Origin of the sequence: Streptomyces sp. NPDC052682, from assembly GCF_040678435.1 — a bacterium.
Taxonomy (GTDB): Bacteria; Actinomycetota; Actinomycetes; order Streptomycetales; family Streptomycetaceae; genus Streptomyces.
Map to the genome: position 1 here is coordinate 28,125 of NZ_JBFATS010000004.1, position 14,715 is coordinate 42,839.

A 14,715-nucleotide genomic window follows, 5' to 3' on the forward strand; every position below is an offset into this window, starting at 1 on the left:
GGCTAAGGCTTAGGAGGTGACCGTCAACCTGTCCGAGGAGCGGGTGGCAGCGCCCGCCCGGCCCGTGCGGCACGTCGTCCTCGAAGTGGTGAACTTCGGGATCGTCGGCGGCAGCGGCGTCCTCGTCAACTTCCTGGTCTTCAACGTGCTGCTGCACGCCCTCGCCTGGCCCGCCATGGCGGCGACCGTGTCGGCCAGCGTCGTCGCCATGGGCACCAACTACCTGGGCTTCCGCTACTTCACCTACCGCGACCGCGAGGCCCGCACCCGGCGGCAGATCACGCTGTTCTTCGTCTTCAGCGCGCTCGGCGTGGCCATGGAGAGCGGCCTGTTCTACGCCGGGTACCACGGGCTCGGGCTGCACGGGCCGGTCGAGTCGAACGCGGTGAAGGCGGCGTCGATCGTGCTGGCCTCGGCCTTCCGGTTCCTGGTGTACCGGACGTGGGTGTTCCAGCACGATGCGCACCGCGCCTAGGACGGCGGCCGGGCCGGCGCTCGCCGCGCAGACCGGTGCCGCAGCCGTCGTCCTGCTGCTCCTGCTGGTGATCGTCCGGCTTCCGTGGGTCGGCGACCTCGGCATGCACGCGGCGACCGTCGAGCGCCTGCGGCACGACCTCGTCGACCCGGGCAACCCGCTCGTCGACGCCGACACGCCGAGCCCCTACTACTCACCGTGGATGCTGCTGCTCGGCGCCCTCGCGCGGCTGAGCGGATGGTCGGTGTTCGTGGTGCTGCGCCTCGGCGCGCTGGCAGGGCTCGGCCTGCTGGTGACCGGCGTGGTGCGCTACGTCCGCACCCTCAGCACCCATCGGGCCGCCCCCGCCCTGGCGCTTTTGTGCCTGCTGTTCCTGTGGGGCACGTCCCTGTTCGCCTGGAGCGGCTTCCTCGGCCTGAACTCCCTCGCGCTGACGGTGTCGTACCCGAGTGTCTTCGCGCTCGGCCTGGCCTTCCACTTCTGGGCGTGGCTGACGCGGGCGCTGCGCGCGGCGGCGAGCGGGTGGGGCACGTGGCTCGGGCTCGGGGTGCTGTGGGCGGTCATCCTGCTCGTGCACCAGTTCTCCGGTGTCGTGGCCTCGCTGGGCGCGCTCGCCGTGGTGCTCGCGGCCCGGCCCGGGCGCCTGGTGTGGGTCCGCCTGGGCGGCGGGCTGGGGCTGGGGCTGGTGGTCCTGCTGCTGTGGCCGTACTACGACTTCTTCGCTCTGTTCGGTGCCGGCGCCGACCTGGAGGCGGTGCACCGGCCGCTGTACCGGGATCTGCCGGGCCGCTACTGGCTGGTGCTGCCCGGGGTCGTCGCGCTGGTGCTGAGGTGGCGGCGGGACCGGCGGGATCCGCTGGCGCTCTTCTTCCTGCTGGGCGCCGCGGTCGTCGCGGCGGGCGCCCTGAGCGGCCACTACTCCTGGGGCCGCGCGCTGCCGGCCGCTCTGATCCCGGCCCAGCTCGCGGCGGCCCTGGAGACGGTGCGGGCGGGTGCCTCGCGGGCGGTGAGGGCCGGCTGGGCCTGCGTCCTGGCCGGCGCGCTGGCCGTGGGAGCCTGGACCCAGGTCGGCACGGTCGGGTACGTGGTACCGCGCGGTGACCTGCCGGAGCCCGTCGCCGCCAGGTACCGGCCGCCGTGGCGGGGCTACCACTGGATCACACCGTGGGTGAGGTACGGGGACGTGGTGATGGCGCGCACGTTCCCGGCGCGTCAGATCCCCGCCTACGGGGCCTACACGGTGGCCCCCGGCTACCCCGACTTCTTCCTGCCGGACGAGCGGCGCCGCCAGGCGGCCGTACGGCGGTACTTCACGGCCGGGACACCGGCGGGCGAACGGCGGCGGATACTGCGGGAGTACGGGGTGCGCTGGGTCGTGGACGCCGGGCGCGGGCTTCAGGGGACGCCCGGGCTGCGGGCGGTGGCCCGGGGGCCGGACGGGCAGGTGCTCTACGCGGTGGTGCGCTGACCGGCCGTCGTACCGCGGTGCCGGTGCCGGGCGTGCCCCTGGCACCGCCCGCGACCCGGTGTCACCGCAGCACGCTCGCCACCAGGCGTGCCGCCCGCTTCACCCGGGGCCGCGCCACCCGGCGCGCCACGGGCCGCAGGACCCGTGCCGTCACTCCCACCGGTTCCCACCGGATCTGCAGGCGGCCCGAGCCGTGGCCCTCCGGCTCCACCGTCACGCGGTGCGGGACCGCGCCGCCCCGGTAGCCGACGCGGGCTGTCAGGGACGGGAAGTCCAGGGGGGCCAGCAGCAGGCCCGTGTTGCCCTGGCCCTGGTGGTCCAGGCGCAGCAGGGGGTGGCGTACGCCCGCGAAGCCGTGCAGGGGGAGGGGCGCCGTCGCCAGGTCCAGGTGGACGTGGCCCTCGAAGACGCCCGGGCGGACCGGGCAGAGGCGGAAGGGCAGACGCAGGCGGCGCCGGCCGGGGGCGAGCAGGAGCGTCGCGCGCTGCGGGCCCACCGGCAGGCGCAGGCCGGGGTCGTACGTACGGACGGTGAGGTCGACCGAGGCGCCCGGGCCCCGCGTCACCTCGGTGATCTCGTGGCGGAACTGGGCGCTGAAGAACGGCCGCGTGTCCAGCTCCAGATCGGACACGTCCAGCTCGCGGCGGGCCTGCTCGGACTCGGGGATCTTCTCGCCCCAGTAGACGCGGCCCCGCGCGTCCGCCGTGACGTGCCTGGGCGCGACACCGTGGCCGAGCCCCCGGGCCGCCAGCCGGGCGTCGGCCAGCCGGCGGTCGCGGACCAGTTGCAGCACGATGCGTTCGGCGCGCGGGAGGCGGGCGTACGCCCCGGGGGACAGGGTCCGGAGGTAGGGGTCGACCAGGTCCGCGAAGGCGGACAGCCACGCGTCGTCCCGGTACGGCAGGTCCCCGGCGTACATCCGGAAGTCGTGCTTGAGGAACTTGTGGTCCTTGTCCTCACGCAGCGACTCGTGGCCGCTCTCGGCCAGGAAGGCGTCGATGAGCCGCTGGACGTGGACGCGGTCGCGCACGTTGCCGAGCCGGTGCCGCTGGTTGGATATGGAGGCCGCGTCGGAGGCGGCGTAGGGGGCCACGTACCAGCGGTACACCGGCTCCGGGATGATCGTGAACGTCTTGGCCAGGCAGTACGCCTGCGCCGAGAACAGCTGGTCCTCGTAGTGGATGCCCTCGGGGAAGCGCAGCTCGTGCCGGTCGAGGAAGGCGCGGGCGTACATCTTGCTGGTCGACAGGTGCTCGAAGAACAGGCGCGGGTCGGCCTCGATGCCGTCCAGCGTGCGGCGCTCGGCGACCAGGTGCGGCATCCACGTCGAGCGGCGCCCGCTGTCCACCCGGACCCGCTCCACCGCGCCCATCGCGAAGTCGATCTCCCGCTCGCGGTGCGCGGCCAGCAGCAACTCCACCGCGTTGTCGGGGAGTTCGTCGTCGCTGTCGAGGAACATCACGTACGGGGCCCGGGCGACCTCCAGGGCCCGGTTGCGCGGCACGCCGCAGCCGCCGCTGTTGCGCTCCAGGCGCAGCACGCGGACGCGGGGGTCCTGCGCGGCCAGCCGCCGTGCCACCGCGGGGGTGTCGTCGGTGGAGTGGTCGTCGCTGATGACGATCTCCAGGTTCGCGTGCGTCTGGCGGCGGACGGACTCCACGGCCCGCGTAAGGCGTGCGGCGTCGTTGTGGACGATGACCGTCACGGTGACGTCGGGGGTGGTCGTCACGAGAGGGCCTCCTGCGGAGTCGGGGCGGGCACGCGTTCCGACGGCGGCAGCACCGGCGGCAGCTCCCGCTCGTCCTGGCCGAGGAAGACCCGGCGTACGACCCGTTCGGCGGCGCGGCCGTCGTCGTACTCGCAGAACCGGCGCCGGAAGGCGGCCCGGGCCTTGGCCGAGCTCTCGTCGCGCCAGGCGTCGGTGGTGAGGATCTCCGTGAGCTCCCCCTGGGTGCGGGCCACCGCGCCCGGCGGCTCGGCCATCAGGTCGAAGTAGACGCCGCGGGTGGTGCGGTACGTCTCCCAGTCGTCGGCGTAGATCACCAGCGGCCGGTCGAGGTTGGCGTAGTCGAACATGATCGAGGAGTAGTCCGTGACCAGGGCGTCCGCCGCCAGGCACAGGTCCTCGACCGGGTCGTAGGAGGAGACGTCGATGAGGCGGCCGGTGCGGCGCAGACCGGTGAGGGGGGAGGCCGCGCGGTCGTAGAAGTAGTGGCCGCGCACCAGCAGGACGGTGTCCTCGCCGAGGCGGTCGGCGAGGGCGGCGAGGTCCAGGCGAGGGGTCCAGCCCGCCTCGTAGTCGCGGTGGGTGGGCGCGTAGAGGATCGCCCGGCGGCCCGGCGCGATGCCGAGGCGGTCGCGCACGGCCCGCACGTGCGCGGCGCCGGCCGTGTAGTAGACGTCGTTGCGCGGATAGCCGTAGTCGAGGGAGACGAAGCGGGACGGGTAGGCCCGCTCCCACATGCGCGTGGTGTGGCTGTTGGCGGAGAGGCTGTAGTCCCACTTGTCGACGCGCTCCAGCAGGGCCTGGAAGTCCAGGCCCTTGGCGGCGGCCGGGAACTGCATCTGGTCCAGGCCCATGCGCTTGAGGGGGGTGCCGTGGTGGGTCTGGAGGTGGATCGCGTCGGGGCGTTTGACCACGTCGTTGGGGAAGTTGACGTTGTTGACGAGGTACCTGGCCCGGGCCAGGACCTCCCAGTAGCGGCGGGTGCCGGGGACCACGTGGTCCGTGCCGGGCGGGAGCAGGGCCGCGTTCTGCGCCGTCACGACCCACACTGGGTGGATGTGGGGGGCGAGTGTGGCCAGCTTGGCGGCGATGGCGGCCGGGTTGCAGGCCACGCCCCGGTTCCAGTAGGCGGCGAAGACGGCCAGGTGCGGATCGACCGGGCGGTTCAGCGCCCTGCGGTACTGCTGGGCGCGGAGCTTGGCGCCGGCCTGGCGCCGGCCGCTGCGGACGGCCGACCTGGCGGCCCGGCGGGTGCGGTTGGCGGCCTGGAAGGCGCGGTACCTGCCGTAGGCGCCCTCTTCGAGGAGGGCGCGGCGGATGCCTTCGAGGCCGGCCGGGCGGCGGTGGCCCTCGGGGCGGCGGCGCAGGGCCGCGAGGGAGGCCCGGCGGAAGAACTCGCGCGCGACCGGCTCCGGCAGGCCGGCGCGGGCGAAGGTGCGCAGACAGTCGCGGACCATGACGTCGTACAGCACGGCGTACGCGGCCGGGCGGTCCCGGGTGAGGTCCAGCAGGGCCTCGTAGCGGTCGACGAGGGCGTAGCGCTGCGCGGGCGTGACCGGCGGCAGGCTCTCGGCGCGCAGGCGGCGGTCCTCGTAGGCGACGTGGGGCAGACAGGCGACCCGGCCGGCGAGCAGCAGGGTGGCGTACGCCGCGTACGCCTCGTCGTCGGTGGCCAGGTGCTCGGCGTGGGCGTGCCAGAAGGCGGTGCGTATCGCGCGGGTGCCCAGCAGCGGGGTGAGCCGCAGCAGCGGCACGCAGTCGTCGAGGGCGAGGTCGGCGCGGCCCGCCCGGGCCAGCAGCGGGCCGTCGGGGGAGGGCAGGCCGGCGGCCTGCCAGGTGCTGCGGACGTGGTCCAGCAGCAGCACGTCGACGGTGTCGGGCAGGCCGGCGGTGTGCTGGGCGACGGTGTGCGGGGCGCCGGCGGGCAGGCCGTCCTTGGCGTGCACGAACTGCAGCCAGCGCCCGGTGGCCCGGGCCGCCCCGGCCGCCCGGGCCGCGGCGTCGCCGGTCCCGTCGGGAAGGGGCAGCACCTGGACGTCCGGCGCGTGCCGTTCGGCGGTCTCCCGGGCCCAGTCGCCGACCGCGGCCACGATCACCTCGGCGTCCGGCAGGGGGCGGGCGGCGAGGGAGTCGAGCAGTCCGGTCAGGTGGTCCTGGGTGTTCGGCCCGTGGACGATGACGCTGAGCTCGGGCATCGCGGGGACTCCTTCATCTCGTCGCTCCAGACGCGCCTATCCGGTCATGGTGTCACCAAAGTGATGAACCAGACGGGTGGAATTGCGCCTCATGGGGGAAGAGGCGCTTTCGTCCCCTGCGGTTCCCTATGTACCGGCTGGGCGAGTACCGGCTAGGCGTGTGCCGGCCGGGCGGCGGCGGAGGGCTTCGGCCGGGGCTTGGCGGACTTGTCCCCGGTGAAGGCCTCGTACTCCTTGAGGACCTCCTCCGTCGGCCCGTCCATGAGCAGCTCGCCGCGCTCCAGCCACAGCACCCGGTCGCAGGTGTCCCGGATGGACTTGTTGTTGTGGCTGACCAGGAAGACCGTGCCCGCGTGCCGGCGCAGCTCGCGGATGCGGTCCTCGGAGCGCTTCTGGAAGGACCGGTCGCCGGTCGCCAGGGCCTCGTCGATGAGGAGCACGTCGTGGTCCTTGGCGGCGGCGATGGAGAAGCGCAGCCGGGCGGCCATGCCGGAGGAGTACGTGCGCATCGGCAGGGTGATGAAGTCGCCCTTGTCGTTGATGCCGGAGAAGTCGACGATGTCCTGGTAGCGCTCCTTGATCTGCTCGCGGGACATGCCCATGGCCAGGCCGCCCAGGTGCACGTTGCGCTCGCCGGTCAGGTCGTTCATCAGGGCCGCGTTCACGCCCAGCAGGGAGGGCTGGCCGTCGGTGTAGATCCGGCCGTTCTCCACGGGCAGGAGCCCGGCGACGGCCTTCAGCAGGGTGGACTTGCCGGAGCCGTTGGTGCCGATCAGGCCGATGGCCTCGCCCTTGTAGGCGACGAAGGACACGTTCTTCACCGCGTGCACCCGGCGCACCCCGGCCGCCTTCTCGGCCTGCTTGCGGCGCAGCATGCGGTTGAGGGCGGCGGTGGCGGAGCCGCGGCCGGCCCCGGTGCCGTTGACCCGGTAGACGATGTCGACGCCGTCGGCGACGACGGTGGGGATCTTCTCGTTCGCGGTGCGGTCAGCCACGGCCGTACGTCTCCTCAGCCTTCCAGAAGTAGATGAAGCCGCCGACGCCGGCCACCAGCGCCCAGCCGATGGCGAGGGCCCACACGTGGTGCGGCAGCTGGTGCGCGTGGAAGCTGTCGATCAGGGCGAAGCGCATCAGGTCGATGTAGACGGCGGCCGGGTTGCTCTCCAGGGCGACCGTCACCAGGTGCGGCAGGCTGTCCTTCTTGGCGAGCTTGTCGATGCTCCACATGACGCCCGAGACGTACATCCAGGTGCGCAGCACGAACGGCATGAGCTGCGCGATGTCCGGGGTCTTGGCGCCCATCCGGGCCATCACCAGGGAGACGCCCGCGTTGAAGCTGAACTGGAGCAGCAGGGCCGGGAGCGCCAGCAGCCAGGAGACGCGGACCGGCACGCCGAAGCAGAGCAGGATCACCACCAGGGCGCCCATGGAGAACATCAGCTGCTGCAGCTGCTGCAGGCAGAAGGAGATCGGCAGCGCGGCGCGCGGGAAGTGCAGGGCCCGTACGAGGCCGAGGTTGCCGGAGATCGCGCGGGTGCCCGCCATGATCGAGCTCTGCGTGAACGTCCAGATGAACACGCCCGTGACCAGGAACGGGATGTAGTCCGGCACGCCGTGCTTGGTGCCGAGCAGGACGCCGAAGATGAAGTAGTACACCGCCGCGTTCAGCAGGGGCGTCATGACCTGCCAGACCTGGCCGAGCTTGGCCTGGCTGTACTGGGCGGTGAGCTTGGCGGTGGCGAACGCGCTGATGAAGTGGCGGCGAGCCCACAGTTGGCGGACGTACTCGGGCAGCGAGGGGCGGGCGCCGCTGACCGTCAGGCCGTGGCGGGCGGCCAGGGCCGCGAGGTCGTCGTCGGCCGGTATCGCTGTCGGGGGCGGTGTGTTCAGGACCTGGCTCACATCCGCTGCTTTCGTTCGGGGAGGGGGTGGGCGTTTACGGGATTCTTGACGTTCTCTTACGTCGGGACGGGACCGTATCGTCGCAACGTGAGCGTAGGACGATCGAGCGTCGGAACGCAACCGTTTCGTCGCTACGGCCTATGCTGTGCGGCATGACGACGAACGCCGACGAGCCCCAGCCGCGTCAGCGCCGCCGGGCCCCCGCCGGGGCGGCCGTGCTGCGGGAGGACGTGACGGAAGCCATCCGCGCCGCCGTCTTCGAGGAGCTCGCGGCGGTGGGGTACGCGCGGATGTCCATCGAGGGCATCGCGCGGCGGGCCGGGGTCGGCAAGACGGCGGTCTACCGCCGGTGGCGTTCCAAGCTGCACCTGGTGCTCGACATCGTCTCGGCGCTGGCCGTGCAGGGGCTGCCCGTCCCGGACACGGGCTCGCTGGAGGGTGACCTGCGGCTGCTCTACGAGGTCACCTCGCGCGCCCTGCGCCACCCGGTCGCCTCGCAGATCCTCCCGGACCTCCAGGCCGAGGCGGCGCGCAACCCCGAGATCGCGCAGGCCCTGCAGAAGGCGCTGCGCGAGGGGCAGGACGGGGTGGCCAGCGGCATCGTGACGGCGGCGGAGCGGCGAGGCGAGGTCCGGTCCGGCATCGACCACGATCTCGCCCTCGACCTGATCTCGGGCCCCTTGTACTGGCGCTCGGTGGTGATCCGCAGCCCCAAGCTGCCGAAGGGGTACCTGGCGGCCCTGGCCCGGGCCACGGCGGAGGCACTGAAGGCGGTCTGAGGGCGGCTCGGCGGGGTGTGTTCGGCCGGTTCGGCTCAGCGTGTCGGCCGCCGGACGGGTGGGCCGGCTTGGCTGGGCCGGTCGGGCGCGGGGGCGGGACTGGTTCGGCTGTCGGTGTGTCAGCGGGTGGGTCCGCCGATCCGGCTCAGCCGGTCGGGTGGATCCGGTCGCTTTTGCTGAGGCGGTCGGGCGGCGGATGGGTCGGTCGGTTTGGTTGAGCCGGTCAGGCGCGGGGCGCCTGCCGATCCGGCTCAGCCGGTCGCGGGTGCGTCCGGTCGGTCTGGCTAAGCCGGTCGGTCGGTTGGTGCGTTCGGCCGGTTCGGCTCATCCGCCCGACCGCCGGGCGGGTAAGTCCGCATGGCTGGGCCGGTCGGGCGCGGGGCGGGTGCGCCGATCCGGCTCAGCCGGTCGTGGGTGGGTCGGCCGGTTGGCTGAGGCGGTCGGGCGGCGGATGGGTCGGTCGGCTCGGCTGAGGCGGTCAGGTGCCGGGCGGGTGGGGCGGTCGGGTCGGCTCAGCTGGTCATCGGGGCCGAACGCGAAGGGGCAGCCCCAGGGCGGCGTCACCGGTGACGGCGGCCGCGGCGCTCGGGGCGGGACGGCCCGGTCGTTCGCGCGGGCTAGTGCCGTGCCGCCTCCGGATGGAGGCGTACCCAGCCCTCCCACGCCGAGGTGATCATGTCCTGGACGTCGTGGCGGGCCTTCCAGCCGAGTTCCGCGGCGGCCCGGTCGGCGGAGGCGACGACGCGGGCCGGGTCGCCGGGGCGGCGGGGGGCGACCGTGGGCGGGCGGTCGTAGCCGGTGATCGCGTTGATGCGGTCGATCATCTCGCGGACCGAGACGCCCTCGCCGCGGCCGATGTTGAGGGTCAGGTCGCGGCCGGGGGCGGCGCGCAGGGCGCGGGCCGCGGCCACGTGGGCCTCCGCCAGGTCGACGACGTGGATGTAGTCGCGCACGCACGTGCCGTCCGGGGTCGGGTAGTCGTCGCCGAAGATGCGCGGGGGAGCGTTGTGCGTGAGCTTCTCGAACACCATCGGGATGAGGTTGAACACGCCGACGTCGGCGAGCTCGGGGCGGGCCGCGCCCGCCACGTTGAAGTAGCGCAGCGAGGCCGTGGACAGGCCCGTCGCGCGGCCCGTGGCGCGGACCAGCCACTCGCCGGCCAGCTTGGTCTCGCCGTAGGGGGACATCGGCGCGCACGGCGTGTCCTCGGTCACCAGGCCGTCATCCCGGGCGGTGTCCGGCATGCCGTACACCGCCGCCGAGGAGGAGAACACGAAGGACGGGACGCCCGCCGCCGTCACCGCCTCCAGCAGGACGCGCAGGCCCTCGACGTTCTCCCGGTAGTAGTGCAGGGGGCGCTCCACGGACTCGCCGACCTGCTTCTTCGCCGCGAGGTGCACGACCCCGGTGACGCCGTGGTCGGCGAGGGCGCGGGCGACCCGGTCGCCGTCCAGCGTGGAGCCCACCACCAGCGGCACCCCGTCCGGCACGCGCTCGGCGACGCCGGTGGACAGGTCGTCGTACACCACCGCCTCTTCCCCCGCCTCGGTCAGCGCCCGTACGACGTGCGCCCCGATGTAACCGGCGCCGCCGGTGATCAACCAGGTCATGTGCGGTCGTCCCCTCGTCAGGTGGCCGGTGGGTGTCCCGCCCGCCGGTGAAGCGGGCCGGCTCTCAGTGAAGCAGGCGCCGTGCTCGTGCGCGTACCACGGACATCACACCGCGTACGCCGGGTGCCACGCGCAGCGCCAGGGCACCGGAGTGGGTCGCGTAGGGCTGGACGAGGACCACCCCGTGCCGGGCGCTCGGGACGGCGCGGCGGCGCAGCAGACCGGCGCCCGGCAGCGCGTGCGCCGTGACCTCGCGGCTCGCCCCGTCGCCGAAGCGGACCCGCAGGTGCAGGTCCCAGGTCCCGGGCCCGGACGCCGCCAGCTCCGCCAGGTCCACGGACGCCCCGGCCGTCCAGGTGCCGCCGGACCGCTCCAGGGCGGTCGTGCGGAGCGGGGAGGTCCGGTCGTCCTCCCGGCGCCGCCAGGCCACCTCCACCGACCTCGGCTCCGCCTGGGCCAGCCGCCCGTACATCTCGTGCAGGCGCAGCCGCAGCCGGGTGCCCCGCGCGCGGGGCCGCAGCCCGGCCTCCACGGCCAGCGGCAGGAGGCCGACCGGATGGGTCAGCAGGGCCTCCAGGGACACGTCGGGCAGATCGTCCGACCAGACGGGCGTGCCGTCCGCCGTGCGGGCGTACGGCGGCAGCAGGCGGGCCGGGCGGGCCGCCAGGTCGCGCAGCCGGGGCAGGTCACGCGGCTCGGGGGAGGCCAGGATCACCCGCCCGATCAGCCGGCCGGGCGCGGCCGGGTTGCGCGTCCAGTCGGCCGCGTCGTACTCCGCGAGGTGGGCCCGGGTCAGCTCCCACCAGGCGCGCCGGTAGGACGCGTCGCGCAGCCCCAGCTCACGGACGTACATGCGCAGGTCGTGGTCGAGGAACTTGGCGCGGGCCGCGCGGGCCAGCTGCTTCTGCCCGGCGCCCAGCAGGATCTCGTACGCCAGGCGGCACGCGTGCGTGCGGGCCCGCCAGTTGCCGGCGTCCGCGCGGTCCAGCGAGATCGACAGCCGCCGGGCGGACCGGCGTACGTGCCAGACGTACACCCGGTCGGGGACGAGCACGAGGCGCGGGCCGGCGGCGAGCACGCGCGCGGTGAAGACGACGTCCTCGTACGGGAAGCGGCCCTCGGGGAAGCGGATGCGGTGCTCGCGCAGGAAGTCCGTGCGGTACAGCTTGTTGACGCACAGCGTGTCGTGCACCAGGCGCGGTCGCTGCGCCGGGCGGGCGAGGACGGCGCGTTGTGCGTACAGGCGCTCCTCCCACGGTGTCTCGCGCCCCGAGGGCAGCTCCCGGCGTACGCACAGTCCGCCCGCGACCTGGGCGCGCTCCTGCTCGGCCGCCCCGAGCAGCGCGTCCACCGCGCCGGGCGGCAGGACGTCGTCGCTGTCCAGGAACATCACGTAGGGCGCGGTCACCGCGTCCAGCCCGGTGTTGCGCGGGGTGCCGCAGCCGCCGCTGTTGGTGCGGCGGCGGACCACGGTCAGGCGCGGCTCGGTCGTGGCCAGACGGGCCAGCAGGCCGGCGCTGCCGTCCGTGGAGCAGTCGTCGACGGCGACGACCTGGCGCACGGCGGGGCCCTGCGCGAGGGCGGACCGCACGGCGTCCGTCACATGGGCGACGTCGTCGTACCCGATGACCACGACGGCCACCGCGGCCCGGGAAGGGGGAGCGTTCATGGGCGTCCCTGGACGGATGCGCGGACGGGGTGAGGTTTGGTCCCGCTATGGGGTGGTTGGTACCCCGTGGGGAAGACGCTCCACACCCGGTTCCGGTTCACTCCTGGCGGCCGTTTCTGCGGTCCGGGGCCGACCCGGGCGGCGGCCGGAGCGGGGAAGCGGCGGCGTCTCATCACGCCGGATCGTAAGCCGGGCGAATGCCATGAGCGCGTCGATACTCCGCCACAGGACGGTAAGAGCTCGCCAAACAGGCCAATCGGGTTTCTTACCGCTGCTGGTCCGCCGCCGTGTCCAGGGCCGTGGTGAGGCGGTCGAGGCGGTCGCGCAGGTCGCGGATCTCGTCGAGGTCGAAGCCGGTCGCGGCCGCGATCCGGCGCGGCACCTCAAGCGCCCGCTCCCGCAGGGCCAGGCCCTGGCCGGTCAGCCCCACCTCCACCGAGCGCTCGTCGCGGGCACTGCGCTCCCGGCGCACCAGGCCGGCCGCCTCCAGCCGCTTGAGCAGGGGTGACAGCGTGCCGGAGTCCAGGCGCAGGTGCTCGCCCAGCTGCTTCACGGGCAGCGTGTCGTGCTCCCAGAGCACCAGCATCACCAGGTACTGCGGGTAGGTGAGCCCCAGGTCCTTGAGGATCACGCGGTAGACGCCGCCGAAGGCGCGCGAGGCGGCGTTCAGCGAGAAGCAGATCTGCTGGTCGAGGCGGAGCCAGTCCGCGGCGGGCGAGGTCATGCGTCCAGGATACCTGTTTGCCCGCCATTTAGTTGTGCACAACTTAATTGTGTGCTCTACTTCTGGACGTCACCGACTCGCCTCCTCACCGAGGCCCGCACAGACGGAAGGTTCTCCATGGACGCGCTCTACACCGCTGTCGCCACCGCCACCCACGGCCGCGAGGGACGCGCCGTCAGCTCCGACGGCACCCTGGACCTGGCCCTCGGCATGCCCGTGGAGCTCGGCGGCAACGGCCAGGGCACCAACCCCGAGCAGCTGTTCGCCGCCGGGTACGCCGCCTGCTTCGGCAGCGCCCTCGGTCTGGTCGGCCGGCAGGCGAAGGTCGACGTCAGCGACGCCGCCGTCACCGCCGAGGTCGGCATAGGCAAGCAGGGCGAGGGCTTCGCGCTCGCCGTCACCCTGCGCGTCGAGCTGCCCGAGGGCATCGACGAGGCGACCGGCCGCAAGCTGGTCGAGCAGGCCCACCAGGTCTGCCCGTACTCCAACGCCACCCGCGGCAACATCCCGGTCGACCTCGTCATCGAGTAACCGCCGCGGTCACCCCCCGACCCGGGCCAGCACCTCCCCCGTCCGCCGGCTCCACGCCACCACCACCGCCTCCTCGGGCACCGGATGCCAGCGCGTCAGCAGCAGCCAGCGCACGCGGTGGCGGCGGGCCAGGGCGGTGCGCTCGGTACGGGTCGAGTCCGGGGCGAGGTAGGCGCGCACGTCGGCGAGCAGCCGCCGCCGCTGCCGCTCGTCCAGCGCCGGGTCCGGCCAGGCGGGCGCGGCCAGGTTCGCCCCGTGCCCGGCGATCGCGTGGACGGCGTAGTAGCCGTCGGTGATCACCACCTCGCCGGGCCGGATGTACCGGGCCGCCCAGTCGTACGACGGCCAGCGCGGCGGCTGGGCGAAACCCACCGGGTCCAGGGCACGCGGTACCACCGCCCCCGCGTGCACCGTGAGGAACCCGGCGCAGGCGCCCGCCGCCGCGGCCCCGCCCAGCACCCGCCGCCACACCGGCCAGGGCCGGGCCGCCGCGAGCTCCACCGCCAGCGCGAACTGCGGCGGCACCAGCGCCAGCCCCAGGATCCGGCCGTAGGTGTAGTGGCCGCTGACCCAGCCGTACGCCACCACCAGGCAGTCCGCGGCGAACATCAGCACCAGCGGGTCCCGCGCGGAGCGGCGCCACCGCAGCCACAGCGCGGGCAGCCCCAGCAGCGCCAGCCCGTACCGCTCGCCCAGCCGCAGGTACAGCCCCCGGTGCATGGCGTCGACACTGCCGTCCGTGGCCAGCGCGAACACGTCGAAGTACGGCCAGGACCCCGCGACCAGCAGGGCCGCACCGCACGTCACCGCCCAGCGCGCGGCCACCGCGGCCCGCCGGCCGCGCTGCCACCCGGCGACCAGCGCGACGGCCCCCAGCCCGGCCGCCACGGAGGTGATCGGGTGGACCAGCAGGATCACCCCGTACAGCACCCCGGTCCCCGCGTACCCGGCCAGACCCCGCTGGCCGCTCGGCCCCACGAACCGCACCGGACCGGCGTCCCGCGCCCGTGCGCCCGTCAGCGCCCAGGCCCAGAAGGTGAGCCCGGCCGCGCACGCCGACGGGTAGCCGAGCGTGCCCGTCATCGACATCAGGCCCAGATAACCGCTCCACCAGGCGCGTTCGGTGCCCCACAGCAGCGTCATGGCGCCCAGCGCGAGCACCGGCGCCCAGGGCCGCGGGCTCAGCACCCGGACGAAACGGCCGAGCCCGGTCAGCAGCACCAGCAGGTTCACCGGCCCGGTCAGCTTCACGACCTCCCAGCCGGTCAGCCCCGTCAGCCGGGCGAAGAGGCCCTGCACGACCGCGTATGGCGAGTAGTACGGGCTGCCCGCGCCCGGCAGGTCGGCACTCGGGTGGCGCGGGTGGAGCAGGTCGGCCCTGAGCCGTTCGACGACCGCCGCGTGCTGCCCGGCGTCACAGCACAGCGGCACCCGCCAGTAGGCCAGCGACATCACCAGGAAGAACAGGAACCCGGCGAACTGGTAGGGGGTGGGGCGCCAGGGACGGCCACCGCGCAGCGCCGTCGCGCCGCGCGCGGTCCACCGGACAGGGAGCGTCTGTGACATTGGCGGTATGTTCCCGCCCGCGTCAACGCCCTGACCTGCCGTCACCTCATCGGGTGACTCCGGCCGGAGG

At 73.9% G+C, this 14,715-nt stretch carries 12 protein-coding genes; 4 read left to right on the top strand and 8 right to left on the bottom strand.

Translation table 11 applies throughout. The annotated features are described in order from the left end of the window. The first annotated feature begins 16 nt into the window (after positions 1-16). Both AB0K80_RS07020 and AB0K80_RS07025 read left to right on the top strand, forming a co-directional pair. Entirely contained in the window at positions 17-475 is a 459-nt protein-coding gene (locus tag AB0K80_RS07020) for a GtrA family protein (protein ID WP_365666681.1), read from the top strand. Next, positions 459-1,943: a hypothetical protein gene (locus AB0K80_RS07025; protein ID WP_365666684.1), complete on the top strand. Its 1,485-nt coding sequence runs from the start codon at positions 459-461 to the stop codon at positions 1,941-1,943. Before AB0K80_RS07020 ends, AB0K80_RS07025 begins: the two co-directional genes overlap by 17 nt. 61 nt (positions 1,944-2,004) lie before the next feature. On the opposite strand, the gene AB0K80_RS07030 is transcribed toward AB0K80_RS07025, so the two are convergent. The 4 genes from AB0K80_RS07030 to AB0K80_RS07045 all read right to left on the bottom strand — a co-directional run bounded on the left by AB0K80_RS07030 (position 2,005) and on the right by AB0K80_RS07045 (position 7,766). Next, on the bottom strand, positions 2,005-3,672 hold the full coding sequence (locus tag AB0K80_RS07030; RefSeq protein WP_365666685.1) for a glycosyltransferase family 2 protein: 1,668 nt from the start codon (positions 3,670-3,672) through the stop codon (positions 2,005-2,007). Continuing rightward, positions 3,669-5,864, bottom strand: a complete 2,196-nt coding sequence (locus tag AB0K80_RS07035; protein ID WP_365666687.1) for a CDP-glycerol glycerophosphotransferase family protein — start codon at positions 5,862-5,864, stop codon at positions 3,669-3,671. Before AB0K80_RS07035 ends, AB0K80_RS07030 begins: the two co-directional genes overlap by 4 nt. A 152-nt stretch (positions 5,865-6,016) precedes the next feature. Continuing rightward, the gene (locus tag AB0K80_RS07040) at positions 6,017-6,859 is read right to left on the bottom strand and encodes an ABC transporter ATP-binding protein (RefSeq protein WP_365666689.1); all 843 of its coding nucleotides are present in this window, start codon (positions 6,857-6,859) and stop codon (positions 6,017-6,019) included. After that, positions 6,852-7,766, bottom strand: a complete 915-nt coding sequence (locus AB0K80_RS07045; protein WP_365666691.1) for an ABC transporter permease — start codon at positions 7,764-7,766, stop codon at positions 6,852-6,854. Before AB0K80_RS07045 ends, AB0K80_RS07040 begins: the two co-directional genes overlap by 8 nt. Before the next feature lie 152 nt (positions 7,767-7,918). Between AB0K80_RS07045 and AB0K80_RS07050 the strand changes: the two genes are divergently transcribed. Then, entirely contained in the window at positions 7,919-8,545 is a 627-nt protein-coding gene (locus AB0K80_RS07050; RefSeq protein WP_365666693.1) for a TetR/AcrR family transcriptional regulator, read from the top strand. A gap of 617 nt (positions 8,546-9,162) precedes the next feature. Here the strand turns inward: AB0K80_RS07050 and galE are convergent. The 3 genes from galE to AB0K80_RS07065 all read right to left on the bottom strand — a co-directional run bounded on the left by galE (position 9,163) and on the right by AB0K80_RS07065 (position 12,548). After that, positions 9,163-10,155, bottom strand: coding sequence for a UDP-glucose 4-epimerase GalE (gene galE / locus AB0K80_RS07055; protein WP_365666695.1), 993 nt, complete (start codon positions 10,153-10,155; stop codon positions 9,163-9,165). 64 nt (positions 10,156-10,219) lie between these two features. Further along, positions 10,220-11,824: a glycosyltransferase family 2 protein gene (locus AB0K80_RS07060; protein WP_365666697.1), complete on the bottom strand. Its 1,605-nt coding sequence runs from the start codon at positions 11,822-11,824 to the stop codon at positions 10,220-10,222. 265 nt (positions 11,825-12,089) lie between these two features. After that, entirely contained in the window at positions 12,090-12,548 is a 459-nt protein-coding gene (locus AB0K80_RS07065; protein WP_365666699.1) for a MarR family transcriptional regulator, read from the bottom strand. Between the two features lie 117 nt (positions 12,549-12,665). On the opposite strand from AB0K80_RS07065, the gene AB0K80_RS07070 reads away from it, so the two are divergent. Further along, positions 12,666-13,079: an organic hydroperoxide resistance protein gene (locus tag AB0K80_RS07070; protein WP_365666701.1), complete on the top strand. Its 414-nt coding sequence runs from the start codon at positions 12,666-12,668 to the stop codon at positions 13,077-13,079. A 9-nt stretch (positions 13,080-13,088) separates the two neighbouring features. Here AB0K80_RS07070 and AB0K80_RS07075 read toward each other — a convergent pair whose 3' ends face one another. Beyond that, a complete protein-coding gene (locus tag AB0K80_RS07075; protein ID WP_365666703.1) occupies positions 13,089-14,645 on the bottom strand; it encodes a hypothetical protein in 1,557 nt (518 codons plus the stop codon). Positions 14,646-14,715: the final 70 nt, after the last annotated feature.